The sequence below is a fragment of the Streptomyces lienomycini genome (assembly GCF_027947595.1).
GTDB classification, from domain to species: domain Bacteria; phylum Actinomycetota; class Actinomycetes; order Streptomycetales; family Streptomycetaceae; genus Streptomyces; species Streptomyces lienomycini.
Genome location: NZ_CP116257.1, coordinates 7,710,962 through 7,734,148 on the forward strand (window position 1 = coordinate 7,710,962; position 23,187 = coordinate 7,734,148).

The window sequence follows — 23,187 nt, forward strand, 5'->3', positions numbered from 1 at the left end:
GCCCGCCCACCACGGGCCGGTCTCTTTACGACCACTTTCTGAGTCTTTGCAGGGAGAAAACGGGATGGCACTGACCGCGAGGATCCGAACGCGGGACGGATGGGCCGTGTCGCACGCGGTCGTCACGGTGACCGACATGACGGGCGTGCAGGTACTGCGCGCCGAGGCCGACACCGAGGGCACCGTGCGGGACACCACCGCGCTCACCCCCGGGGCGTACACCGTCATCGTCACCGCGGTCGGCTACGCGCCCGCCGCCTCCAGCGCGATCGTCACCGCGAGCGGCCGGGCCGAGGTCGGCACGGTGACGCTGGCCCGTCAGGGCGGCACCGAACTGCCGCCGCCGGGACCGTGGACGGTCGACCCGGCGCACTCGAGCGTGGCCGCCGTCGCCCAGCACCTCGGCATCTCCAGCGTCCGCGGCCGCTTCACCGACTTCGCCGCCACCGTCGAGATCGCGCCGGACGACGTCACCAAGTCCCGGGTGGAGGCGGTGATCAGGGCGGCCTCCATCGACACCGGCAACGGCATGCGCGACACCCACCTGCGCTCGCCGGACTTCCTGGACGTCGAGCGCTTCCCGGAGATCACCTACCGCTCCACGCAGGTGAGCGAGGCCGGTCCGGACCGCTGGACCGTCCGCGGCGAACTGGGGCTGCACGGCGTCGTCCGCGAGGTCGACCTCGACCTGGCCTACCTCGGCACCGGCGCCGACCCCTGGGGCGGCACCCGGGCGGCCTTCCGCGCGACGACGGAACTGCACCGCGAGGACTTCGCCATGAACTACAACCAGGTCGTCCAGGCCGGCATCGCCGCCATCGGCACCACCCTCAGGGTCGAGCTGGACGTCCAGGCGGTCCAGGGGGAGTCACTGCCCGCCGTGTGAGTCACCGCCGGACGCCCGGGCCACCATCCGGGCGCACAGGTCCCGGAGCTTGACGTTCCGGTCCTGTGAGGCCCGGCGCAGCCGCTCCAGGGCCCGGTGGGCGTCGATGCGCTCCCGGGCCATGAGCATGCCGACCGCCTGGTCGATGATGCTGCGGGAGAGCAGGGCGGTGCGCACGTCGGCCGCCGAGGCCTGCTGCCGTTCGATGCGCAGGGCCTCGTTCACGGCGTCGGAGGCCCGCTCCGCGAAGGCGCGGGCCTCTTCCCGTCCCCGGGCCAGGGAGTCGGGCCCGACGCCGTACAGGTTGAGCGCGGCGCCCGTCTCGCCCTCGACGGCCAGCGGCAGCGCCAGGACGCAGCGCACCCCGGTGGCCAGCGCGTACTCCGTGTACGCGGGCCAGCGGGTCTCGGCCGCCAGGTCGGGGGCGTACTGGGCGCTCCCCGTCTCGGCGGCGTCCACACAGGGACCCGAACCGTTCTCGTACTGGCGCAGGTCCAGGCCGCCGGGCAGGCCGGTGCTGCCCGCGAGGGTCATCAGCCGGTCGGCGCGGCGCACCGTCACCGAGCAGGCGTCGGCGCCGGGCACCTGCACGACCGCCCGGTCGGTCAGATCGCGCAGCAGGGTGTCGAGACCCTGGCTGCGCGCCATGGCGTGGCCGAGCGTGTCCGAGCTGCGCGAGGTCATGACCGTACGGATGTCCCGTCACCGCCGGGTCACACCTCAGGCGCCCGCACCGGAGTTCGCGTCGACGATGCGGCGGGCCAGGTCGCGCAGCTTCACGTTCTCCCGCTGGGATGCCTTCACCAGGGAGTCGAAGGCACCGGCCGCGTCGATGTCCAGACGCTCCATCAGGATGCCGGTGGCCTGCCCGATCAGGTCCCGGGTACGCATCGCCTCGGTGAGCTGCTCGCGCACGGTCGCCGAGTCCAGGGCGAGGGAGACGTGCGCCGTGAACAGCCGGCCGATGCGGGTGGCGTCCTCGCCGAAGGCCTGCGGTTTGCGGGCGTAGGCGGTCAGCACGGTCAGGCGGCGCCGGTCGGCGCGCAGCCGCAGGGACAGCGCCGAGCGCAGGCCGAGCCCGGACAGGACGTTGCCGCCGCCGTCGGCCTCGCTGTCGTCTATGCGCACCACGGGCGTGGTCCACAGGTGCTCCCAGTCCGGATGCGGCTCACGGCCCGCCTGCCGGGACTCGACCGCGAACCGTACGGCCTCGTCCGTCCAGGCGAGGGTGCGGAGCCTGCCGCCGCGCTGGACCTCCGAGATGCCCGCGTGCTCCGCGCCGGGCAGCAGGCGCACCGCCAGCCCCACCGCGGTGTTCAGGGTGTCCTCCGGGGCGCCCGCCGCGTGCAGCTGACGCGCCGCGGTGGTCAGGGCGTCGGCCAGCTCGAAACCCACTGGAAAACGCGGCAAATCAGTAAATTCGGACGCAGCCACCACGAACCTCTTCGGCATGCGCGGCCTCACGGCCGTGCGCAGGAGAGCTCCGCAGCACATTCCCGACTGCGAGCACAGGACGAACAGCACTTTAGCTGCTTGGTTGCGTGCCGGTGACGCCCGGCCGAAGGACCGGGCGGGCGCCTTTCGCACCGCCGCGCCTCGTGGTGGAATGGGGGCGGGTCAGGAAGCGGCCCGGCCGGAAGCCCGACGGACGTCTGTCAGGTGAGTGCTGTGACCTTCCTCCCCCAGCCCTGCGAGCCGTGTGAGCCGTGCGACCCGCCCGGCTGCGCCGTGCTCGCCATGCCCAGCGAGATCGACTTCTGCAACGCCGCGGGGCTGCTGCCCCTGATCACGGCCGCCGTGGACCAGCACGCCGACGGGTTGCGCCTGCTCGTCCTGGACCTCACCGCGACCCGCTTCATGGACTCCCAGGGCGTCCGCCTCCTCGACGCGGTACGCCGCGCCCTGCCCGGACCCGCCCGGCTGCGGGTCGTGGCCGCCCAGAGGGGCGTACCGAGCCGCGTCCTGGAACTGTCCGGCCTGCGCCGCGACGTACCGGTGCACGACAACCTCGCGGAGGCGCTGCGCGCGGAGAACGGAACGGCGAAAGGCGGCGCCGCGGCCTAGGCTGGCGGCATGGCACCGAACATCGCGACGAACACCCGGGTCTCCCTCGACGAGTTGCTGGACTTCGTACGCCCCCGGCACCGGGCGATCCTGCTGACCCGGCGGGGCGACGGCAGCCCCCAGGGGTCGCCGCTGACCTGCGGCGTCGACGACTCTGGGCGGATCGTGGTCTCCACCTATCCGGAGCGCGCCAAGACGCGCAACGCGCGCCGTGACCCCCGCGTCAGCCTCATCGTGCTCAGCGACGAGTGGAACGGCCCCTGGGTCCAGATCGACGGCACCGCCGAGGTGATCGACGCGCCCGACTCCGTGGAGCCGCTCGTGGAGTACTTCCGCAACATCTCCGGCGAGCACCCCGACTGGGACGAGTACCGGCAGGCCATGGTCGAGCAGGGCAAGTCCATCGTCCGGGTGACGCCCGAGAAGTGGGGCCCGGTGGCGACGGGCGGCTTCCCGGCCCGCCCGGCGGCCGACGACTGAGACCGGGTCAGCCCCGTTCGACCATCGCCTCGATGCCCGCGACCAGCAGGTCCAGCGCGAACTCGAAGTCCCGGTCCAGCATCTCCGCGACGGTGTCGCCGCCGCGGGCCGCCATGATCTCCCGGGCGTCCTCGATGACGCCCCCGGTGTCCGGCATCTCGGTCGCCGCGTTCATCGAGTCCCGGAAGTACTCGTCCGGGCTCAGGCCGGTGCCCGCGGCCCGGGCGAGGAAGCGGCTCTCGATGGTGCCGTAGCCGTGGACGAACTGGAAGACGGCGGAGATGGCGCCGGTCACACGGTGCGCGGGCAGCCCGCTGCGGCGCACGACGACCTGCACCGCCCGGGAGAAGGCCAGCGAGTGGGGCCCGATGTTGAGGTAGGTGCCGACCAGCCGGGACAGCCAGGGGTGGCGCACCAGCAGGGCGCGGTTCTCCCGGGCCAGCGTGCGCAGCTGCTCGCGCCAGTCGTCCCCGGCCTCCGGGTCGATGTGGCGCAGCTCGCCGAAGACGGCGTCCAGGGCGAGTTCGAGCAGCTCGTCCTTGGTGTCGACGTACCAGTAGACGGACATCGCGGTGACGTTCAGCTCGGTGGCCAGGCGGCGCATCGAGAACCCGGCCAGGCCCTCGGCGTCCAGCAGCCCGACCGTGGCCGCGGTGATCCGCTCCCGGTCGAGACCCGACGGCTGCCCGCCGCGCCGCCCCCCGCGCCGCTCCTCACCCGCCAGCCAGACACTCGCCCGGGGGCCCTGCCGCCCTGCCTTCGCCATGCGCGTCTTCTCCTCGACTCGTCGGACGCCGGTCGGCCGGACGCCCCGCACGGGGGTGCGGGGAACGGCGCGACCAGCCACAACAGGCCCACGGCCGCACAGCTACCCTCCCACCTGGGCCCTCAGGCGACCACCTTCTCCGCCCGACGCGGCAGCACCGCCGCCACCGCCCCGCCGAGCAGCACGGCCACCGCCCCCACCAACCGGCTGCTCCGCATCGTCATGTTGTACAGCGCACAGGGGCCCTGTGCGCGGTACGACGATCGGGGGCGTCCGGGAGTCAGTCCGTCGGCGAGGTGAGGTCGTAGAAGGTGGCCGAGCCGGCCGTGACCTCCTCGAAGTTGGCCTCGACCCACGAGGTGATCTGCGACGCGGTGCCGGAGCCGCCGCCCATGCCGCCCCCGGAACCGCCGCCGACGAAGTAGTGGATCCTGCCGTCCGCGACGTACTTCTTGAACTGCGCGAGGGTCGGCGACGGGTCCGTGCCGTTGAAGCCGCCGATCGCCATCACCGGCTCACCGGTGCTGAGCTGGTAGCTCGCGGCGTTCTGGGACCCGATCGCGGCGGCGGCCCAGGTGTAGGCGTCGGCGTCGGTCTCCAGCAGCTTCTTGGCGTCCGAGTCGACCTCGGCGCCGTTGAGCAGGCCGCCCATGCCACCGCCGGCGCCCATGCGGCCACCTGCTTCGCCGTTCGGGCCGTTCTGGCCGTTCTGGCCGTTCGGGGCCGCCTGGCCGTTCGGTGGCGTCTGGCCGGTGCCGGGGGCACCGCCGGGGAAGCCTCCGTTGCCGGGGCCGCCCTGTCCCTGCCCGGGTGCGGTACCGCCGCCCGGGAAGCCGCCGTCCGGGAAGCCGCCGCCACCGCCGGGACCGCCGCCCCTCATGCCGGCGCCGGACGGACCGGCCGTGACGATGGAACCGCTGTGCCCCTCCCGCACGGTGCTCAGCGTGTACGCGGTGGGCGCTGCCAGCGACGCCACGAGGCCGAGGCCCGCCGCCGCGAGGGCGGCCCGGCGCCCCAGCCGACCGGCGAAGACGAGCCCGAGCGCGGCGACCAGTCCGCCGACCAGGACCGGCAGCCTCAGCCAGGGGAGGTAGTCGGGCGTGCGGTTGAGGAGCACGTACCCCCAGGCCGCGCTCGCCGTCACGGCGGCGGCGAGGGCGAGCGACGCCCAGAGCCGCTCGCGCCGCTCCCACAGCGTCGCGGCACCCATGCCGATCACGGCGGCCAGGTAGGGCGCGAGGGCCACCGTGTAGTACTGGTGGAAGATGCCCGCCATGTAGCTGAAGACGGCCGTGGTCATCAGCAGCGAGCCGCCCCAGACCAGGAAGGACGCCCGAGCGGTGTCCGTGCGGGCCGCGCGGCGCGTGGCGACCAGGCCCGCGGCGAGCAGGATCAGGGCGGCCGGGAGCAGCCAGGAGATCTGGCCGCCGATCTCGGAGTTGAACATCCGGCCCCAGCCGGTCTCACCCCACTGCCCGCCGCCGCCCATGCCGCCGCCCATGCCGCCGCCACCGCCGACGCTGCCGGTCTCCTCGCCGTTGAGCCGGCCGAGGCCGTTGTAGCCGAAGGTCAGCTCCAGGAAGCTGTTGTTCTGCGAGCCGCCGACGTACGGCCGGGACGACGCCGGCCACAGCTCCACGACCGCGACCCACCAGCCGCCGGAGACGACGATCGCGAGGGTGGCGAGCGCGAGCTGCCCGAGGCGCCTCTTCAGCCGCACCGGCGCGCAGACGCCGTACACGAGGGCGAGCGGGGGCAGGATCAGGAACGCCTGGAGCGTCTTCGCGAGGAACGCGAGGCCGACCGCGGCGCCCGCCCACACCAGCCATCCGGTCCGGCCGTCCTCCAGTGCCCGTACGACGAGGTAGCAGGCGACGGACATCAGCAGCGCGAGCAGCGCGTCCGGGTTGTTGAAGCGGAACATCAGCGCCGCGACCGGGGTGAGCGCCAGGACGGCGCCCGCGATCAGTCCGGCCGCGGGGCTGAACCGGCGGCGTACGGCGGCGTACACGACGGCGACCGTGCCCACCCCCATCAGCACCTCGGGGACGAGGATCGACCAGGAGGAGAGGCCGAAGATCCGCACCGCCAGCGCCATCGGCCACAGCGCGGCCGGGGGCTTGTCGACGGTGATGGCGTTCCCGGCGTCGAGCGAGCCGAAGAAGAACGCCTTCCAGGACTGGCTGCCCGCCTGCACGGCCGCCGAGTAGAAGGAGTTGGCGTAGCCGGAGGCGCTCAGGTTGAGGAGGTAGAGCAGGGCGGTGGCCAGGAGCAGGGCGAGGAGGGCCGGACGTACCCAGCGCGGGTCCTCGGGGCGGCCGCGCCACAGCCGGGCGGCCCGGGACAGCCGGGGCCGGGAGTGGGCGGGCGGTGCGGGGGCGTGGGGGGCGGTGGGCTTCCGTCCCGGCCGGCGGGGGCGTGCGCGCCGTCGACGTGCGCGGTCGGGTCGTGGTGCGTCGTCATCGGGCGTCCCTCGGGTCGGTGTCGGCGGGCCGCACCGGCTGGAGCCGCACGGTGGCGTCGCTCCGGCCGCGGTACGGGTCCGGAAGGCGAGATTCCGGGAGGTGCGGTTCCCGGCGGTGCGGTTCCGGGAGGTGCGGTTCCCGGAGGTGCGACTCCGGAAGGCGGGATTCCGGAAGGTGCGGCTCCGGCGAGTGGGCCGCGGGGGGGCGCGTCCGGGAAGACCCAGGCGCGGAAGAGGAGGAAGCGCAGCACGGTGGCCGCGAGGTTGGCGGCGATCAGCACCGCCAGCTCCGTGGAGTGGTCCGGGTCGGCCGTCGCCGCGCTCAGGGCGGCCAGCGAACCGCTGGTCAGCGCGAGGCCGATACCGAAGACGACCAGGCCCTGCGCCTGGTGCCGCACGGCGCCGCCCCGGCCCCGCACCCCGAAGGTCAGCCGCCGGTTGGCGGCGGTGTTGGCGATCGCCGAGACCAGCAGCGCGAGCGCGTTGGCGAGCTGGGAGCCGGCGAAGTGCCGGAAACCGCTGTAAAGGAGGAGGTAGAACAGGGTGGACAGGGCGCCCACGACGCAGAAGCCGACGAGCTGCCGGGCCAGGCCCTGCGGCACGCCGGTCAGGTCGCGGTCGCGCGGGTCGTCACCGAAGGGGCGGACCAGCCGGTCCAGCGGCAGCGAACCGGTGGCCAGCGCCCTGCCGACCCGCCACACGCCCTTGAGGTCGTCGGTCGCCGTCCGCACGAGGTGCACGGTGGAGTCCGGGTCGTCGACCCAGTCGACCGGCACCTCGTGGATCCGGCACCCGGCCCGCTCGGCGAGCACCAGCATCTCGGTGTCGAAGAACCAGCCGGTGTCCTCCACCAGCGGCAGCAGCACCTGGGCGACGTCCCGGCGGATCGCCTTGAAGCCGCACTGGGCGTCGGAGAAGCGGGCCTGGAGCGAGCCGCGCAGGATGAGGTTGTAGGTGCGGGAGATGAACTCGCGCTTGGCGCCGCGCACCACCCGGGAACTGCGGGCGAGCCGGGAGCCGATCGCGAGGTCCGAGTGGCCGGAGATCAGTGGCGCCACCAGCGGCAGCAGCGCGTTCAAATCGGTGGAGAGGTCCACGTCCATGTAGGCGAGGACCGGGGCGTCCGAGGCCGACCACACGGTCCGCAGCGCCCGGCCCCGCCCCTTCTGCTCCAGCCGCACGGACCTGACCGCGTCGAGGTCCGCCGCCAGCCGGGCGGCGACGTGCGGGGTGCCGTCCGTCGAGGCGTTGTCCGCGACCGTGATGCGGAAGGCGTAGGGGAACGTCCGGGTGAGGTGCTCGTGCAGTCCGCGCACGCACGGCCCGAGGTCCTTCTCCTCGTTGTAGACGGGGACCACTACGTCCAGAACAGGCGTACCGGCTCCTGCGGCCGGGAGGTGCTCCCGCGCCGGCAGGGAGCCGGGAGAAGAGTCGGTTCGCATGGGACCGACTCTTCTCAAGTCCCCTGTCGCACCCGTGTGGTGGCGCTGTGCTGTGCCTGTGAGTCCGCTCGTGCCGCCGGCGGGCCCGGTACGGCGGGCAGGTGCGCGGTGAAGACCGTCCGCCCCGGCGCGCTGTCCACCGTCACGCCGCCGCCGTGCGCGGCCGTCACGGCCTGCACGATGGCGAGCCCGAGACCGGTCGAGCCGGTCGCGCGGGACCGCGCCGAGTCACCCCGCGCGAACCGTTCGAAGACGTGCGGCAGCAACAGGGCCGGGATGCCGGGCCCGTTGTCCGTCACGTCCACGCACAGCCACGCCCCGCTCCGCCGCACGCGCGCGGTGACGGTCGTGCCCGGCGGGGTGTGGGTGCGGGCGTTGCCCAGGAGGTTGACCAGCACCTGCTGGAGCCGGGCCGGGTCGGCCGACACCAGGGCCGGTTCGTCGGGCAGGTCGAGCCGCCAGGTGTGGTCGAGGCCGGCCGCGCGGGCGTCGCTGACGGTGTCCACGACGAGCGGTACGAGGTCGGTCCGCTCGAACTCCAGCGGGCGCCCGGCGTCCAGCCGGGCCAGCAGCAGCAGGTCCTCGACGAGCAGGGTCATGCGGCCCGCCTCGGACTCGATGCGGCCCAGCGCGTGCCGGGTGTCGGGGCCGACCTGCTCGCGTCCCCGGCGGGTGAGTTCGGCGTACCCGCGGATGGAGGCGAGGGGGGTGCGCAGTTCGTGGCTGGCGTCGGCGACGAACCGCCGTACCCGGGTCTCGCTCGCCTGCCGTGCGTGCAGGGCGCCGTGGACGTGGTCGAGCAGCCTGTTGAGCGCGGAGCCGACCCGGCCGACCTCGGTGTGCGGGTCGCACTCGGACTCCGGGACCCGTTCGTCGAGGTTCACCTCGCCCGCGTGCAGGGGGAGTTCGGAGACCCGGCCGGCGGTGGCGGCGACCTTGCGCAGCGGGCGGGTGGCGACGCCGACGATGACCGTGCCGGCGAGGGAGGCGGCGATGAGGCCGGCCGCGGTGACGCTGGCCTCGACGAGGATCAGCGTGTTGACGGTGCTGTCGACCTCGGAGGTGGGCAGGGCGGCGTAGTAGCCGTCGTGGTACTGGACGCGGTAGTCGCCGAGGACGGGGATCTCGACGGTGTGCGCGTCGCCGTCCCGGGGGACGGTGGCGAGCGCGGCGCGCTGGGCCTCGTCGAGGGAGACCGCCGTGGTGCGGCTGAGGTCGGTGCTCTCCTGGTCCTCCTTGCCGTACTTGGCGTCGGTGACGTCGGCGCCCCGCACCTCGGCGACGATCGTGTCGCGCGGCTGCGGCCCGTGCCGGACGAACGCGTCGAGGTCCATCCGCTGCGGTCCCGCTCCGCCGGGCTGCGGGTCACCCGGCGGCCCGAACCCGGACAGCCGCATCGCGACCTCGTGCACCTGCCCGTCCAACTGCTCGTACAGGTGCGAGCGCAGCGCCACCGTCGTCACCGTGCCGATCACCGCGCACACCACCGCGATCAGCGCCACCGACGCGACGACGAGCCGCGTCCGCAGGGTCCGCGGCCGCGGTCGTCGCCGACGGGTCATGCCGCGGGCTTGATCAGGTACCCGGCGCCGCGCCGGGTGTGGATCATCGGCTCGCGCCCCGCGTCGATCTTGCGGCGCAGGTAGGAGATGTACAGCTCCACGACGTTGGCCTGCCCGCCGAAGTCGTACGACCAGACCCGGTCCAGGATCTGCGCCTTGCTCAGCACCCGCCGGGGATTGCGCATCAGGAAGCGCAGCAGCTCGAACTCGGTGGCGGTGAGGTGGATGCCGTCGCCGCCCCGGGCGACCTCGTGGCTGTCCTCGTCGAGGGTGAGGTCGCCGACGACGAGGACGGAGTCGGAACGCCGGTCGGCGGCGCCGGAGCGCCGGATCAGTCCACGCAGCCGGGCGACGACCTCCTCCAGGCTGAACGGCTTGGTGACGTAGTCGTCCCCGCCCGCCGTGAGCCCCGCGATACGGTCCTCCACCGCGTCCTTGGCGGTCAGGAACAGCACCGGCACGTCCGGCAGGTCGCGGCGCAGCCGCCCCAGCACGCTCAGGCCGTCCATGTCGGGCAGCATCATGTCCAGCACGACGGCGTCGGGCCGGAACTCGCGCGCGGCCTGGACGGCGCCCTGGCCGTCGCCCGCGCTGCGGATCTGCCAGCCCTCGTAGCGCAGGGCCATGGAGAGCAGTTCCGTGATGGACAGCTCGTCGTCCACTACAAGCACCCGGACGGGGCTCCCGTCCGGCCTCAGCAGTTCGGTGCGCCCCTGGGGCGAGGTCGTGGTCATACCGGACACGATGTCGGGGCGCTCTGAGAGCACCCTTTCCCCCGGCTGTGATTTCTCTGAGAAACCCACAGGCACCGCTCAGATGCGGCTCCTCAGCCCGCCCGGCCCGCCGGCAGCCCGAACAGCCGGGCCGCGTTGTCGTGGCACACCCCGCGCAGCCACGCGTCCCCGAGCCCGAGCCGCTCCAGCGCGTGCAGCTGATGCGGGTAGGGATAGGGGATGTTGGGGAAGTCCGAGCCGAGCAGGACGCGGTCGCCGAGGTCGGCGAGCCGGGGCAGCGCCCGGCGCGGGAAGGGGGCGAGGCGCTCGCTGAAGTCGGTGAACGCCATGGTCGTGTCCAGCCGCACCTCGCCGTACCGTTCGGCGAGGTCCAGGAAGTCCTCGTACTCGGGCATGCCGAGGTGGGCGACGACCAGCCGCAGCCGGGGGTGCCGCGCCAGGACGCGGGCGATCGGTTCGGGCCCGGTGTGCTTGCCGGGCGCCGGGCCCGAACCGCAGTGGACGACGATCGGGACCCCTGCCTCGGCGAGCACGCCCCAGGCCGGGTCGAGCAGTTCGTCGGCCGGGTCGTACGCCCCCACCTGCACGTGCGCCTTGAAGACCCGCGCTCCGTCCTCGACGGCCCGGCGCACGTACGCCTCGACGCCCGGTTCGGGGAAGAGGGTGGAGGTGTGCAGGCAGTCGGGCGTGCGGCGGGCGAAGTCCACCGCCCAGTCGTTCAGCCACTGGGCCATGCCCGCCTTGTGCGGGTAGAGCATCGCGGTGAAGGCCCGGACGCCGAACCGCCTCAGCAGCGCGGCGCGTTCGTCCTCCTCCTGCCGGTAGGTGATCGGCCACTCCACCCCGCCGGTCAGCGGCCCGAGGGCGTCGAAGTAGGCCCACACCTTGCGCAGCACCCGCTCGGGCATGAAGTGCGTGTGCACGTCGACCAGCCCGGGCAGCCCGAGCCCCTCCCAGAACCGGCGGACCTGCCCGGCCTCGTGATCCCTCATGCGGCCACGATCGCTCCCTGCGGTCCTGCGAATCAAGGGGTGAGGTCGCGGAAGGGGGGAGGCCCGGGGGGGAAGGCGGGGCGGGAGGTCGGAGGGAGGCCGGAGGGAGGCCGGAGGGAGGCCGGAGGCGGAGGCCGGGGGCGGAGGTCAGGGGGCGAAGGCCGGGGGCGGGAGGTCGGCGGACGGGCGGGAGGTCGGCGGACGGGCGGGAGGCCGGAGGCTGGCGGGCGGAGGCCGGCGGGCGGAGGCGGGAGACCGGCGGGTGGAGGTCAGGGGCGGGAGACCGGGGGCGGAGGCCGGAGGCCGGGAGGCGGGAGGCGGGAGGCCGGAGGCCGGGGGCCGGGAGGCGGGAGGCGGGAGACCGGAGGTCGGAGGTCAGGGGCGGGAGACCGGAGGTCGGAGGGCGGGCGGAGGCCGGCGGGCGGAGGGCGGAGGTCGCCGGGGGGCCCGGCGGGCGGGGTCAGAACAGTCCGTCCTGCACTCCCGCCGCGCGTCCGAGGTCCCGCAGGGGCACGGTGCACGGCTCGCCCCCGGCGGACACCAGCTCCCACCCGGCCATCAGCCGCGTGTCCAGCACCACGACCCCGCGTTCCGTCGCCAGATGCAGGTCCGGACCGGCCGCCGCCACCAGCTCGCCCCCGATCGCCAGGCCCGCCACCAGCTCGGCCACCTCCGCCACGGCGGCCGGCCCGCGCTCCGCCCCCGCGATCCCGAAGACGCCCGCGTGGTCGACGGCCCGGAACGGCTCCGGCGTCAGCGACTGCGGCCAGCCGCCGAGCGCCACCGCCCGCGCGTGCAACCCGGCGATCCCGGCCGCCCGCTCCGCCTCCCTCGGCGGCAGCCAGGCCCGCACCGCGCGCTTGTGCGCGTACGCGATGCGGTCGGGCACGCCCAGCGCGGCCCGCAGCAGCTCCTCGGTCCGGCGCGCGGCCATCAGGGGCCCGCGGCCCAGCCAGCTGAAGCACACGGCGCCCTGCTCCAGCAGCCGGGCGGCTCCCCGTGCGTGCGCGGTGATCCCGACCTTGACGAGGCCCGGCCCGAACCAGGCCAGGTAGACGCGGTACGGCTGCGGATCGTCCGCCATGGTGTCGGCGGCCACCGAGTGGGCCCGGTGGAGGCGCGCGCACTCCTCGCACCGCGCCCCCGTACCGCGCCCCGGCACCTCGGCCCGCACCGGGCAGGCGTTCCCCCGCGCTCCCACACAGGTCCGCACGCCCCCCTCGGCGACCGCGAAGGCCACCCGCTGCCCCCGGACCAGCGCACTGCGCCGACCCCCGACCCACGCCAGCACGGGACCGTCCGCCGCCCACCGCAGCCCCGCGCACTTCCATGCCTGTGCCATCCCCGCCGAGCGTAGAGGGCACCACTGACAAAGCCCGGGACACCGGCCGGCCACGACGACCGGGAACCACCGACCGGGGACGACGACGGGCGGGCACTCACTCACGGTGAGTGCCCGCCCGGACGTACGGTACGGACATGGCAGAAAGTGAAGCGGTGTGCCCCGAGCGGCTCATCATGGAGCACATCACCAGCCGCTGGGGCACCCTGGTCCTGATCACCCTCCTGGACCGCGTGCACCGCTTCGGCGAACTGCGCCGGGAGATCGGCGGGGTCAGCGAGAAGATGCTGGCGCAGACCCTGCGGACCCTGGAGCGGGACGGCCTGGTCCACCGGGACGCCAAGCCCGTGATCCCGCCCCGCGTGGACTACTCCCTCACCGACCTCGGCCGCGAGGCCGCCGAACAGGTCCGGGGCCTCGCGCGCTGGACGGAGCGGCGGCTGGCGGCGGTCGAGCGGGCCCGCGGGGCGTACGACGCGACGCGGCCCTGACCGGCCCGCCGTCCGCGGCGGACGCCGCCCGTCCGGGCCGCGTCACTGCTTGAGCACGGCCTCCATCACCTTCTTGGCGATGGGAGCGCCGAGCCCGCCGCCGGAGATGTCCTCACGGGAGATGTCCATGTCGGTCGGGTCGATGAACACGGCCACGGCGACCGAGGACCCGTCGTCCTTCTTGCCGTAGGACACGAACCAGCCGTACGGCACCTCGTCGTTCACGTTCACACCGCGCTGCGCGGTACCGGTCTTGCCGCCGACCGTGATGCCGTCGATCTGGGCGCGGCGGGCGCTGCCCTCCTTGGCGGTGAACTCCATCATCTGCTGGACCTTCTGCGCGGTCTCGGCGGAGACCGCCTCGCTCATCACCGCGGGCTCGGTCTTCTCCAGGGTGTCGAGGTCCGGGCCCTTGACCTCGTCGACGATGTAGGGCTGCATCACCTTTCCGTCGTTGGCGAGCCCGGCGGTGACCATGGCCATCTGCATCGGCGTACTGGTGAGGCTGCCCTGTCCCATGCCGGTGAGCGCGGTGCCCGGCGCGTCCAGGTTCTCGGGGTAGAGGCTCTTGGTGGCGAGCAGGTCGCCGAAGTCGTCGGAGTAGACGTCCTCGTTGAAGCCGAACTTCTGGGCCGTCTCGCGCAGTTTGTCCTGCCCGAGCTTGGACGCGGCGTCGAGGAACACGTTGTTGCAGGAGTGCTGCATGGCGGTCTTCATCGAGGCCTTGTTGCAGACCGCGTCGCCGGCCTCACTGCCGATCTTGTTGCTGGACTGCGGCAGCGGGTACGGGGAGACGGCGTCCGTGCGGGCGTCGATGTCGGTGACGACCCCGTGCTCCAGCGCGGCCGCCGCGGTGAGGATCTTGAAGGTGGAGCCCGGCGGGTAGGTCTCGCGCAGCGCGCGGTTGGCCAGCGGCTTGTTCTTCTTCTTGTCGAGCGCCACGAAGCGGTCGGACTCCTTGAAGGTGCTGCCCGCGAACGTCGACGGATCGTAGGAGGGCGCCGAGACCAGCGCCAGCACCTTCCCGGTCTTCGGGTCGAGCGCGACCACGGCGCCCCGCGCGCCCTTCAGGTCGGTCAGTCCGTCCCAGGCGGCCTTCTGCGCCTTCGGGTCGATGGTGGTGACCACCGACCCGGCCCGCCGGCCCTCACCGCTGACCACGTCGGCGAACCGCTGGAAGGCCAGCCGGTCGTCCTTCCCGGTGAGGATGGAGTCGTAGGTCTTCTCCAGCAGCGTCATGCCCTGGGCCTGCGACGCGTACCCGGTCACGGGCGCGTACATCGGCCCGTCGGCGTAGGTGCGCTTGTACTTGAGGTCGGTGCTCTGGGTCTCCGCGGAACCGGTGACGGCCCGGCCGCCGACGACGATGTCGCCGCGCGGGGTGGCGAACTGCTCGATCTGCACCCGCCGGTTCTTGGTGTCGGAGGCCAGCTCGGGGGCCCGGACGTACTGCAGCCAGTTCGCGCGGACCAGCAGGCCGAGCACCAGCAGCCCGCAGAAGATCGCCACGGCCCTCAGCGGCTTGTTCACCGTCGGCCTCCGTCGAGGCTCGGCCGGATGGATATCCGGGTGGATATAAAGACGGGTCCTCGCAACATGGGCACACCCTAGACACAGTCGGGGGCCGTCATCACGTCCGGTCGGCGACTGCGAACACCGCGCCAGGCGTGGTGTCGGCCGGCGATATCCACTTCAACGTCAAAGGCCCCGGAGTGATCCGGGGCCTTTGCCTTGTGTGCACTCGGCAGGATTCGAACCTGCAACCTTCTGATCCGTAGTCAGATGCTCTATCCGTTAAGCTACGAGTGCTTGTGTTCTTCAGTTTTACCGCCGCTCCCGGTCCTTCCGGCCCGCTCGCGGCGACAGGAAGAACATTACATGACTGCCGCCGTCATGTGAAATCCATTGGCCACACCCCTTGCGACCTGCACGAACGACCTTCGGGGCGGCCGACAACACCGAAGCCCCGGCCGGATGGCCGGGGCTTCGGTGTTCGGTGCGGAGGCGGAGGGATTTGAACCCTCGATGGGCTTTAAAACCCAAACCGCATTAGCAGTGCGGCGCCATAGACCGGACTAGGCGACGCCTCCAGACAACATCACCACTTCGCGTGCGAGCGCGAGTGGCGCGTGCCGATGATGACACAGTTGAGCGCGCTGTCACCAATCGGCCCCTACGGTACTAGGCGCGCGGGCCGCAGGGCAAAGCCCTAACGGCGTACTCCGCGGCGGGTCGCGCAACGTCCGGCCTGCCGACGCGTTGGTCAGGTCATGTTCCAGGTCACCCGCTCCCCCGCCGCGCGCCTCCTCGGCGCCGCCGCCCTGTCCGCCGCCGCCCTCGCCTCCGTCTGCGCCGCGCACCCGGCGCGGCCGCCGGCCCCGCCGTCCCGGGCGGTGATCACCTGACGGTCACCGTCCGGGACGCCGGCCCGGAGGCGGACGGCACGTACGAGCTGTACTGCCACCCCGGCGGCGGCGACCACCCCGACCCGGAGGGCGCCTGCGCCGTCGTCGAGCGCGACACCCGGTGGGGCGAGGACACCTTCGCGCCCGTGCCCGAGGGCAGCGTCTGCACCATGCAGTACGGCGGCCCGGCCACCGCGCGCGTCACCGGCGTCTGGGCCGGTCGCCCGGTGGACGTGACGTACGACCGCGGCGACGGCTGCGAGATCTCCCGCTGGGACCGCATGGTGCCGCTGCTGCCCCGGGTGGGGGCGGAGCGGCGGTCGTAGGGGCCCCGCGAGGACCGGGGGCGGCCCGCCGGCGGTCACCCGGTCACACGTTCTACGTCACTTCCTCGTGCGACCTCCGTCCCATCCCCCGGCGCCCGCGGGGCCCGGGGCCTTAGACTCCCTCGCGTGACACGCTGCGGGCCGGTTGGCAAGATGGCCCGGGCGGTCGGCAAGTGCGGTAACAGGAGGGAAGCGTCTCGTGAGCAGCAGGCCATCCCGAGGCGCTGCTCGCCTCGCAGCCATACTGGACGCGCTGCCGGACGCGTTGGTCCTGGTCAACGCGAACGGCACCGTGGTCAACGCGAACACCATCGCGCTGGAGGCGTTCGAGACGCCGGGCACCGCGCTGGTCGGTCGCGGACTCCTCGACCTGCTGCCGCAGTTCGACTCGCGGCTCATCCCCGGGTCCATGCGGCGCCCGGACCACGTCGACCCCCGGGCGCGCACCAAGCCGACCCGGATGGTCGCGCGGCGCACCGACGGCTCCGAGTTCCCGGTCGAGGTCACCAGCGCCAACCTGGAGACCGGCCAGCAGGCCTACGACACCTACGGCTACACCGGCGACGAACTGCTGATGCTCGTCGTCCGCGACCTCTCCGGCACCGTCGACACCGAGGCCGAGCTGGCCCGTTCGCAGCGGCAGACCGAGATGATCCTGCGGGCCGCCTCCGAGGGCGTCGTCGGCACCGACACCGACGGGCGGATCGTCCTCGTCAACCCGGCCGCCGCCCAGATCCTGGGCTACCGGGCCGGTGAACTCGGCGGCCGGGAGCTGCACACCCTCGTCCTGCACTCGCGCGCCGACGGCTCGCCCTTCCCCTACGACGAGTCCCCGCTCGCCGACACCCTGCGCTCCGGTCGCAAGCACCGGGTGCGCGGGCAGGTGGTGTTCGCCAAGAGCGGGGACCAGCTGCCGGTCGACCTGACGACCGCGCCCGTGCGCGACGGCGACCAGCTCGTCGGCGCCGTGATGACCTTCACCGACCGGCGCCCCTACGACGCCCTCGTCAAGGAGCACGAGGAGGCGGAGCAGCGGCACGTAGAGGAACGGGAGCGGCTCGCCGAGGAGCACGCCTCCGAGCTGACCGCGCTGCGCCAGCGGCACGTCGCCGAACTGGAGGAGCTGCGGGAGCAGCACGCGGAGGAGGTCGCCGCCGACGCCGACCGCTACGCCGCCCTCGGTGAGCGGGAGAAGGACCGGTACGAGGCGCTCGCCGGCCGGCACGAGCAGTTGCTCACCCTCCTCGGCGACTCCCTGCGCGGCCCCCTGGACGAGCTGCGCCAGGAGCTGGCCGCGCTGGCGTCGGACGACGCCGGGCAGTTGTGGCCCGAGGCCAACCAGGTGCTGCACCATCTGTCGGCCGGCTACTCGCGCATCACCACCCTCATCGACAACGTCCTCGGCTACCAGCGCCTCGACGTCGGCAGCGAACAGGTCGCCCGGACGAAGGTCATGCTCGACGCCGTCGTCGCCGCGGGCGTCGACGGGGCCGTGGAGCTGATCGGTCCGGGGCGCGTGCAGTTCGCGGTGCACGCGCCGCCGATCGAGGCCGAGGTCGATGCCCGGCTGCTGGCCACCGCGCTCGCGCATCTCGTGGCGGACGTCGCGGGCGTCGACGCCACCGGCAACTCGCCCGTGTCGGCGACGGGCGGGTACCTGGACAACACCGTCGTGGTCGCGGCGGCGCAGCGCGGCGAGGTCGTACGCATCGAGGTGCGCGGACCGTACGCCGGGGGAGACCCGGTGCACGAGCCGGTGGTGCGCGGGATCGTGCGGGCGCACGGCGGCGTACTGCAGACGCACGAGGTGCCGGGCATGAGTGGCAGCGCGTACGTGCTGGAGGTGCCGATCGGGGGCGGGGCGGGGGCCGTCGAGGCCCAAAGCGCCGAGATCGCCCGGGTCGCCACCGTGGACCAGGCAGGCCAGGCGGGCCAGGAGGGCCAGGTCGCTTCCGGCGGGCAAGGTCGGGGCGACGGTGCCGCGCAGGGCGGGAACGCCGTGGCCGTCCGTGAGCCGGTTCCCGGGGGCGGGCGGCGACGCGCCCGGCGGGCGTCCGTCGACGCGTTCCTGGAGAGCGGGGTCGCGGGCGCGGAGGGTGCCGGACCGGAGGCGGAGAACACCGCCCCGACCGGGCGGCGCAGGCGGCGCGCGGCGCGGGCCGAGGCCCAGGAACACGAGCACGAGAACGAGAACGGGCACGAGAACGAGCAGGTCGCACCCGCGCGGGTCGCACCCGGGCAGCCCGCACCGGAGCAGCTCGCGCAGGGACCGGCCGGGGCTCCGGGCCCGCTTCCGGTGCCCGCGCAGTCGGGGCCGGGCGAGGGCGCCGGGTCCGGTGGTACCGGGCGTCGGCGCGGACGGCCCGCGGAGGCCCCGGGTGCCGAGGCCGCCGGGGTGCCCCGGGGGCGCGCGCCGGGGTGTCCGAGGGCGCCGTCGTCATGGCGGGCGAGCACGGCGGGGGCTCCGCCGCGTCCAACACCGGTCTGGGCGGGACCGTACCGCCGCAGGGCGTCCCCGTGCCCGCCGGTCGGCGTGCCCGGGACGGTGGCGAGCAGCACGCGCTGCCTCCGGCCCTGCCCGCGCAGGCCGGTGAGTCCGACCCGGCGGACGCCGTGGGCCCGGCCGACGCGACGGACGCGACGGACGCGACGGACATGGACCGGCCGACGGGGCGCCGACGCCGCGCCCTGGCCTCCGCGAACGAGCGCGCCGCCGCGCAGGAGGCGGCTCCGCGCCAGGTGTTCGCCCTGCCGCCCGCCGACACCGACCGGCCGTCCGACGGGACGGCGCAGGCACCCAGGGCGCCCGTCGCCGCGCCGGGGGCGAGGCACAGGGGCAGGCGGGCCGGGTCCGGGTGCCGGGACCGGCCGCTTCCGGTGACGCCCTGCCCGACGACGGCCGCCACGACGCCGTACCGCACGACCAGGCCGACGACCACACTCCGCCGCAGCCGCACCCGGCCGAGGCGCCCACGGGACGCCGCCGCCGGGCCGGGGCCGCCCGCCCCGTCGAGGAGGCGGCGCCGACGACGGCTCAGCCGCCGCGGAACGCCCCGGCGCAGGGCATCCCGGCGCAAGGGGCGCCCGCGGTGCCCGACGCCCACGGGCCGGCCCGGCACCCGGCCGCCGGAAGCCCGCCCGCTCCGGCCGCCCACGCCGGAACGGGACCCCAGGACCGGGCGCCCCGGCCCGCCGAGACCGGCGCCGACCCCGCGCAGCCCGTACCCGCGCAGCCCCGTCCCGCGCAGCCCGTACCCGCCCGTCCGGACACCGCGCCGCCCGCAGGCCGGCCCGCCCCCGCGCCGCAGCCGTGGCCCGCCGCCGCGGACACCCAGGGGGCCGGGGTCCCCGTGGCCCCCGCCGAGCCGCCGACCGCCGCGGCACCGACGCCACCGGCACCACCGGCACCACCGCAGGGCGTCCCCGTCGGCACGCCGAGCCGGGGCACCCCGCTGCCGCCCGAGAACGCGCCCGCCCCGCGTGCGGCGCAGCCGCTGCCCGCCGAGGCGTCGGCGCCCGTCGACCCGAACTCGACGCAGGGACGGGCGTTCAGCGTGCGGACCCTGGGCCAGGGTGTGCCGTTCAACCGGCAGGCGGTCCAGGTGCAGCAGCCGTCGGCGACGCCCGCACCGCACCAGCCGGGCGGCGGCGGTCGGCGCCGCAAGCTGGGCACGCCGCCCGATCCGGACGCCGCCCGCCCGGAGCAGTCGGCCCGCCCGCACCCGTCGGCCGGCCAGCCGTCCATCACGCCGCCGCCCACCGCGCAGCCGAAGCAGCAGGCCCAGGCGCAGCCCCGGCCGGCGGAGCAGCAGGCACCGGCGGGCGGTCCCGGACGGCTCGCGCCGGTCAGCGAGGGCGCCGGACGGTCCTACGCCATAGGGGCGCCGGACAAGGACGCCGCCGAGGGGCCCGAACCGCTGGACGGGCCCGGCGGTGCCGTGGAGGTGGCGGACCCGCCGCGTCCGCAGCCGATGGACGACGAGCTGCCGCCGGAGCCGCTGGACAACCCGCGCCGGCTGCTGGTGTGGCCCGCGCCGGACGTCTCCACCCAGCAGGCGCTGAGCGACCGCGGCTACCGGCCGGTGATCGTGCACTCCCGCGAGGAGGTCGACGCGCAGATCGCGGCGTTCCCGGCCGCGCTGTTCGTGGACCCGCTGACCGGGCCGATCACGCGTACGGCGCTCCAGTCGCTGCGGCAGGCGGCGGTGGCGGCCGAGGTCCCGGTGCTGGTGACGGCCGGGCTCGGGCAGGCCTCGCGGGACGCCGCGTACGGCGCCGACCCCGCCGTGCTGCTGAAGGCGCTCGCGCCCCGGGACAGTGAGCAGCACCCGTCGCGCGTGCTGCTGATCGAGGAGCACGCGGAGATCGCGCTGGCGCTGACGGCGACGCTGGAGCGCCGCGGGATGCAGGTGGCGCGGGCGACGAGCGACGCCGACGCGGTGACGCTGGCGGGGCAGTTCCGGCCGAACCTGGTCGTGATGGACCTGATGCGGGTGCAGCGGGGCCAGGAGGGTGCCGCCGGGATCGTCGACTGGCTGCGGGCGAACGGGCAGCTCAACCGCACCCCGCTCGTCGTCTACACCGCCGCCGTCGACCAGGCCGACCTGCCGCGACTGGCCTCGGGCGAGACGGTGCTGTTCCTGGCGGAGCGGTCCACCAGTGGCGAGGTGCAGGCCCGGATCGTCGAGCTGCTGGCGCGGATCGGGACCAACTGACGCCCCGGCGGCGGCCCGGGTCCTACCGGTCGACGATCCTGCGCGCGGCCAGCTTGATCGAGTCGCGCAGGCGGCCCGCGTCCGTGTCCTCGCCCCCGACCAGGATGCGTTTCATCTGGGGCACGACCACGGCCCAGTTGGCCATCGCGACCAGCAGGAACAGCAGGTCGGACGCCGGAATGGCGTCGGTGACCACGCCGCGTTCCTGGGCGTCCCGCACGGCGGCGACCTTGCGGGCGTAGTGGGCCTGGCGTTCGGCCTCGTGGGGCAGCTCGGCGCTGCCGTACTCCATGCCCTCCCAGAAGAGGAGGCGCAGCAGTTCGGGGTGGGCCGCGTGGTAGTCGAGCAGGCGGTCGATCCAGCCCTCGATGTCGTCCGGATCGACGGGGACGGAGATCGCCAGGTCGAGCATCTTCTTCTCGAGGACGGACGCGAACAGCTCGCCCTTGTTGCCGTAGTAGGCGTAGATCAGCTGCTTGTTGGCCCTGGCCTCGGCCGCGATGCGGTCGATGCGCGCGCCGGCGATGCCGTGGCGGGCGAACTCCGCCACCGCCGCCTCGAAGATCCGGGCCTTGGTGGCCTCGGGGTCCCTTGCTGCCATGGGCCCAGCGTAGCGGGGCGGGCGGGGTAACCAACCATTTGGTTGACACGGGTCGGGAATGCGGGCGACACTCCCCGGGTTGCTTCCAACCAACCAGTTAGTTGTTAGTGCGCCCGAAGGAGTCGCCCCGCTCATGCCGTCATCGTCGTCCGCGCCGTCCGCACCGTCCGCGTCCTCCGCGTCCGCAGCCCCGCGGGTCCAGCCCGCCCCCGGCCCCGGCCCCGGCCCCGCACCCGCTCCGGCTCCGGTTCCGGCTCCCGTACGACCGTCCGTCGGGCCGTCCGCGGGACCGTCGCCCTCCGGGACCGGCCCGTCGTCCGGCGCCGCCGCCCGGCTCTTCCTCCCCCTGATCGCCCTGTGCACCGCCGTGACGGCCGCCAACATCTACCTCGCGGCGCCGCTGCTCCCCCTCATCGCCCACGACCTGGGTTCCACCCCGTCGGCGATCGCCTGGCTCGCCTCGGTCGCCCAGCTGGGATACGCGGCCGGCCTACTGTTCTTCGCCCCGCTCGGGGACAGCGTCAACCGGCGCCGCCTGGTCGCCGTCCTCTCGCTGGTCGCCACGGCGGCCCTGCTCGCGGCCGCCGCGTCCGCCGGGACCGGTGCGCTCGCGGGCGCCGTCCTGGTCGCCTCGGCCGCGACCGTCGTACCGCAACTGCTCGTCCCGCTGGTCGCCGCACGCGCCCCCGCCGACCGCCGGGCCCGTCATGTCGCGGCCGTCATCGCGGGCCTGTTCACCGGCGTCGTCGCGGCCCGGGTGCTGGGCGGCCTCGCCGGGCAGGCCTTCGGCTGGCGCGCGGTGTTCGTGGGCGCCGCCGTGCTGACCGCCGTACTGGGGCTGGCGACCGCCTACATCCTGCCCGTGGAGCGGCGGCAGCGCCGGGGCCCGCTGTTCGCGGGGCTCGTCGCGATACCGGGCGTGGTGCGCCGCTCGCCCGACCTGTGGCGGGCCTGCGTGCGCCAGGCGGGGATGTACGGCGCCTGGAGCGCCCTGTGGACGTCGCTCGCCCTGCTCCTCGCGGGGGACGAGGGGTACGGCATGACCACCGCGGCGGCCGGGCTGTTCGGCCTGTTCGGTCTCGCGGCGAGTGCGGTCGCACCCCTCGCGGGCGGCCTGGTCGACCGGTTCGGCGCCGCCAGGGTCGTACGGTCCGCGTATCTGCTGGCCGCCCTGTCGGTGCCGCTGTTCTGGCTGGGCGGGCGGGCGATGGCGGCCCTGTGCGCTGCGGCCGTGCTGGTGCACGCCGCCCTGGTCGCCTCCCACGTCGCCAACCAGACCCTCGCCCTGACCACCACCTCCGCCCCGGCCACCGCCAACACGGCGTACGTCGTCGCCGGCTTCGCGGGCGGCGCGCTGGCCTCGGCCCTCGCGGGACCCGCCTTCGGCCACTGGGGCTGGGGCGGCGTGTGCGCGGTGGCGGGGGCGTGGCTGGTCCTGGGCTGGACGGCCACGGCCGTACGCCGGGGACGGTGACGGTGACGGCGGGTGCCGGGCGCGGTGGGCCGGCGGACGGCAGGTGCCGGGCCCGGTAAGCCGGCGGACGGCAGGTGCCGGGCGCGGTGGGCCAGCGGACGGCAGGTGCCAGGCCCGGTAAGCCAGCGGACGGCAGGTGCCAGGCCCGGTGAGCCGGCGGACCGCGGGCGGGCGGGGGCCGTGTCGCCGGACGCCGGGCGGGGCCGTGGGTCCGTCCCCGGCCCGGCGTGGTCGTGCTCGGGTGCCCGGTCCGGCCGTCTGGCCGTCTGGCCGTCCGCCGTCTCGCCGCTCGGACCGCGGGGGCTCGTCTGGCCCGTGCGGCCGCTCGGACCGCTCGGACACGTCTGACCCGGCTGGCCGCTCGGACACGTCTGGCCAGGCTGGCCGCTCGAACCGGCCGAATCCGTCAGGACCAGCCAGAGCCTGTCGGGGCCGGTCGGGGC

Annotated in this window: 18 protein-coding genes, 2 tRNA genes and 1 pseudogene; 8 read left to right on the forward strand and 13 right to left on the reverse strand. The window is 74.6% G+C overall.

Annotated elements, in window-relative coordinates; all coding sequences use genetic code 11:
• The first annotated feature begins 64 nt into the window (after positions 1-64).
• Positions 65-886 carry a YceI family protein gene (locus tag BJ961_RS35240; protein ID WP_271416802.1) on the forward strand — a complete coding sequence of 274 codons (822 nt, stop codon included), beginning with the start codon at positions 65-67 and terminating at the stop codon, positions 884-886.
• Here BJ961_RS35240 and BJ961_RS35245 read toward each other — a convergent pair.
• On the reverse strand, positions 869-1,570 hold the full coding sequence (locus BJ961_RS35245; RefSeq protein ID WP_271416803.1) for a GAF and ANTAR domain-containing protein: 702 nt from the start codon (positions 1,568-1,570) through the stop codon (positions 869-871). The two genes, BJ961_RS35240 and BJ961_RS35245, sit on opposite strands and share 18 nt — an antisense overlap.
• A 36-nt stretch (positions 1,571-1,606) precedes the next feature.
• The gene (locus BJ961_RS35250) at positions 1,607-2,338 is read right to left on the reverse strand and encodes an ANTAR domain-containing protein (RefSeq protein WP_271416804.1); all 732 of its coding nucleotides are present in this window, start codon (positions 2,336-2,338) and stop codon (positions 1,607-1,609) included.
• A 216-nt stretch (positions 2,339-2,554) separates the two neighbouring features.
• Here BJ961_RS35250 and BJ961_RS35255 point away from each other — a divergent pair, with 216 nt between their 5' ends.
• Positions 2,555-2,950, forward strand: coding sequence for an STAS domain-containing protein (locus BJ961_RS35255; protein ID WP_271416805.1), 396 nt, complete (start codon positions 2,555-2,557; stop codon positions 2,948-2,950).
• Between the two features lie 9 nt (positions 2,951-2,959).
• On the forward strand, positions 2,960-3,430 hold the full coding sequence (locus tag BJ961_RS35260) for a PPOX class F420-dependent oxidoreductase (RefSeq protein ID WP_271416806.1): 471 nt from the start codon (positions 2,960-2,962) through the stop codon (positions 3,428-3,430).
• 7 nt (positions 3,431-3,437) lie between these two features.
• Here BJ961_RS35260 and BJ961_RS35265 read toward each other — a convergent pair whose 3' ends face one another.
• The 7 genes from BJ961_RS35265 to BJ961_RS35295 form a co-directional block, all read right to left on the reverse strand.
• The gene (locus BJ961_RS35265; RefSeq protein ID WP_271416807.1) at positions 3,438-4,196 is read right to left on the reverse strand and encodes a TetR/AcrR family transcriptional regulator; all 759 of its coding nucleotides are present in this window, start codon (positions 4,194-4,196) and stop codon (positions 3,438-3,440) included.
• A gap of 280 nt (positions 4,197-4,476) precedes the next feature.
• Entirely contained in the window at positions 4,477-6,393 is a 1,917-nt protein-coding gene (locus BJ961_RS35270; RefSeq protein ID WP_408648747.1) for an ArnT family glycosyltransferase, read from the reverse strand.
• Between the two features lie 38 nt (positions 6,394-6,431).
• Positions 6,432-8,102, reverse strand: coding sequence for a glycosyltransferase (locus BJ961_RS35275; RefSeq protein ID WP_271416808.1), 1,671 nt, complete (start codon positions 8,100-8,102; stop codon positions 6,432-6,434).
• A 14-nt stretch (positions 8,103-8,116) separates the two neighbouring features.
• Complete coding sequence (locus tag BJ961_RS35280; RefSeq protein WP_271416809.1) at positions 8,117-9,664, reverse strand: sensor histidine kinase; 1,548 nt, start codon at positions 9,662-9,664, stop codon at positions 8,117-8,119.
• Positions 9,661-10,398 carry a response regulator transcription factor gene (locus tag BJ961_RS35285; RefSeq protein ID WP_271416810.1) on the reverse strand — a complete coding sequence of 246 codons (738 nt, stop codon included), beginning with the start codon at positions 10,396-10,398 and terminating at the stop codon, positions 9,661-9,663. Before BJ961_RS35285 ends, BJ961_RS35280 begins: the two co-directional genes overlap by 4 nt.
• 92 nt (positions 10,399-10,490) lie before the next feature.
• Positions 10,491-11,390 (reverse strand): amidohydrolase family protein, encoded by a 900-nt coding sequence (locus BJ961_RS35290; RefSeq protein ID WP_271416811.1) that lies wholly within the window; start codon positions 11,388-11,390, stop codon positions 10,491-10,493.
• Between the two features lie 460 nt (positions 11,391-11,850).
• The gene (locus BJ961_RS35295) at positions 11,851-12,732 is read right to left on the reverse strand and encodes a DUF2797 domain-containing protein (RefSeq protein ID WP_271416812.1); all 882 of its coding nucleotides are present in this window, start codon (positions 12,730-12,732) and stop codon (positions 11,851-11,853) included.
• 137 nt (positions 12,733-12,869) lie between these two features.
• On the opposite strand from BJ961_RS35295, the gene BJ961_RS35300 reads away from it, so the two are divergent.
• Positions 12,870-13,223 (forward strand): winged helix-turn-helix transcriptional regulator, encoded by a 354-nt coding sequence (locus BJ961_RS35300; RefSeq protein WP_271416813.1) that lies wholly within the window; start codon positions 12,870-12,872, stop codon positions 13,221-13,223.
• 42 nt (positions 13,224-13,265) lie between these two features.
• Here the strand turns inward: BJ961_RS35300 and BJ961_RS35305 are convergent, their stop codons facing one another.
• The 3 genes from BJ961_RS35305 to BJ961_RS35315 all read right to left on the reverse strand — a co-directional run bounded on the left by BJ961_RS35305 (position 13,266) and on the right by BJ961_RS35315 (position 15,313).
• Positions 13,266-14,753 carry a peptidoglycan D,D-transpeptidase FtsI family protein gene (locus BJ961_RS35305; RefSeq protein WP_271416814.1) on the reverse strand — a complete coding sequence of 496 codons (1,488 nt, stop codon included), beginning with the start codon at positions 14,751-14,753 and terminating at the stop codon, positions 13,266-13,268.
• A gap of 206 nt (positions 14,754-14,959) precedes the next feature.
• Positions 14,960-15,032: transfer RNA gene (locus tag BJ961_RS35310), tRNA-Arg, on the reverse strand.
• Between the two features lie 190 nt (positions 15,033-15,222).
• Positions 15,223-15,313: transfer RNA gene (locus tag BJ961_RS35315), tRNA-Ser, on the reverse strand.
• 180 nt (positions 15,314-15,493) lie between these two features.
• Between BJ961_RS35315 and BJ961_RS35320 the strand changes: the two are divergent.
• The 3 genes and pseudogenes from BJ961_RS35320 to BJ961_RS36275 all read left to right on the forward strand — a co-directional run bounded on the left by BJ961_RS35320 (position 15,494) and on the right by BJ961_RS36275 (position 20,669).
• Positions 15,494-15,954 (forward strand): annotated as a pseudogene (locus BJ961_RS35320) (SSI family serine proteinase inhibitor).
• 199 nt (positions 15,955-16,153) lie between these two features.
• Positions 16,154-18,835: a PAS domain-containing protein gene (locus BJ961_RS36270; RefSeq protein ID WP_408648748.1), complete on the forward strand. Its 2,682-nt coding sequence runs from the start codon at positions 16,154-16,156 to the stop codon at positions 18,833-18,835.
• Positions 18,810-20,669: a hypothetical protein gene (locus BJ961_RS36275; protein ID WP_408648749.1), complete on the forward strand. Its 1,860-nt coding sequence runs from the start codon at positions 18,810-18,812 to the stop codon at positions 20,667-20,669. Before BJ961_RS36270 ends, BJ961_RS36275 begins: the two co-directional genes overlap by 26 nt.
• A 22-nt stretch (positions 20,670-20,691) precedes the next feature.
• Here BJ961_RS36275 and BJ961_RS35330 read toward each other — a convergent pair whose 3' ends face one another.
• Entirely contained in the window at positions 20,692-21,270 is a 579-nt protein-coding gene (locus BJ961_RS35330) for a TetR family transcriptional regulator (RefSeq protein ID WP_271416815.1), read from the reverse strand.
• A 133-nt stretch (positions 21,271-21,403) separates the two neighbouring features.
• On the opposite strand from BJ961_RS35330, the gene BJ961_RS35335 reads away from it, so the two are divergent.
• Positions 21,404-22,744, forward strand: coding sequence for an MFS transporter (locus BJ961_RS35335; protein WP_271416816.1), 1,341 nt, complete (start codon positions 21,404-21,406; stop codon positions 22,742-22,744).
• The last annotated feature ends 443 nt before the right edge of the window (positions 22,745-23,187 follow it).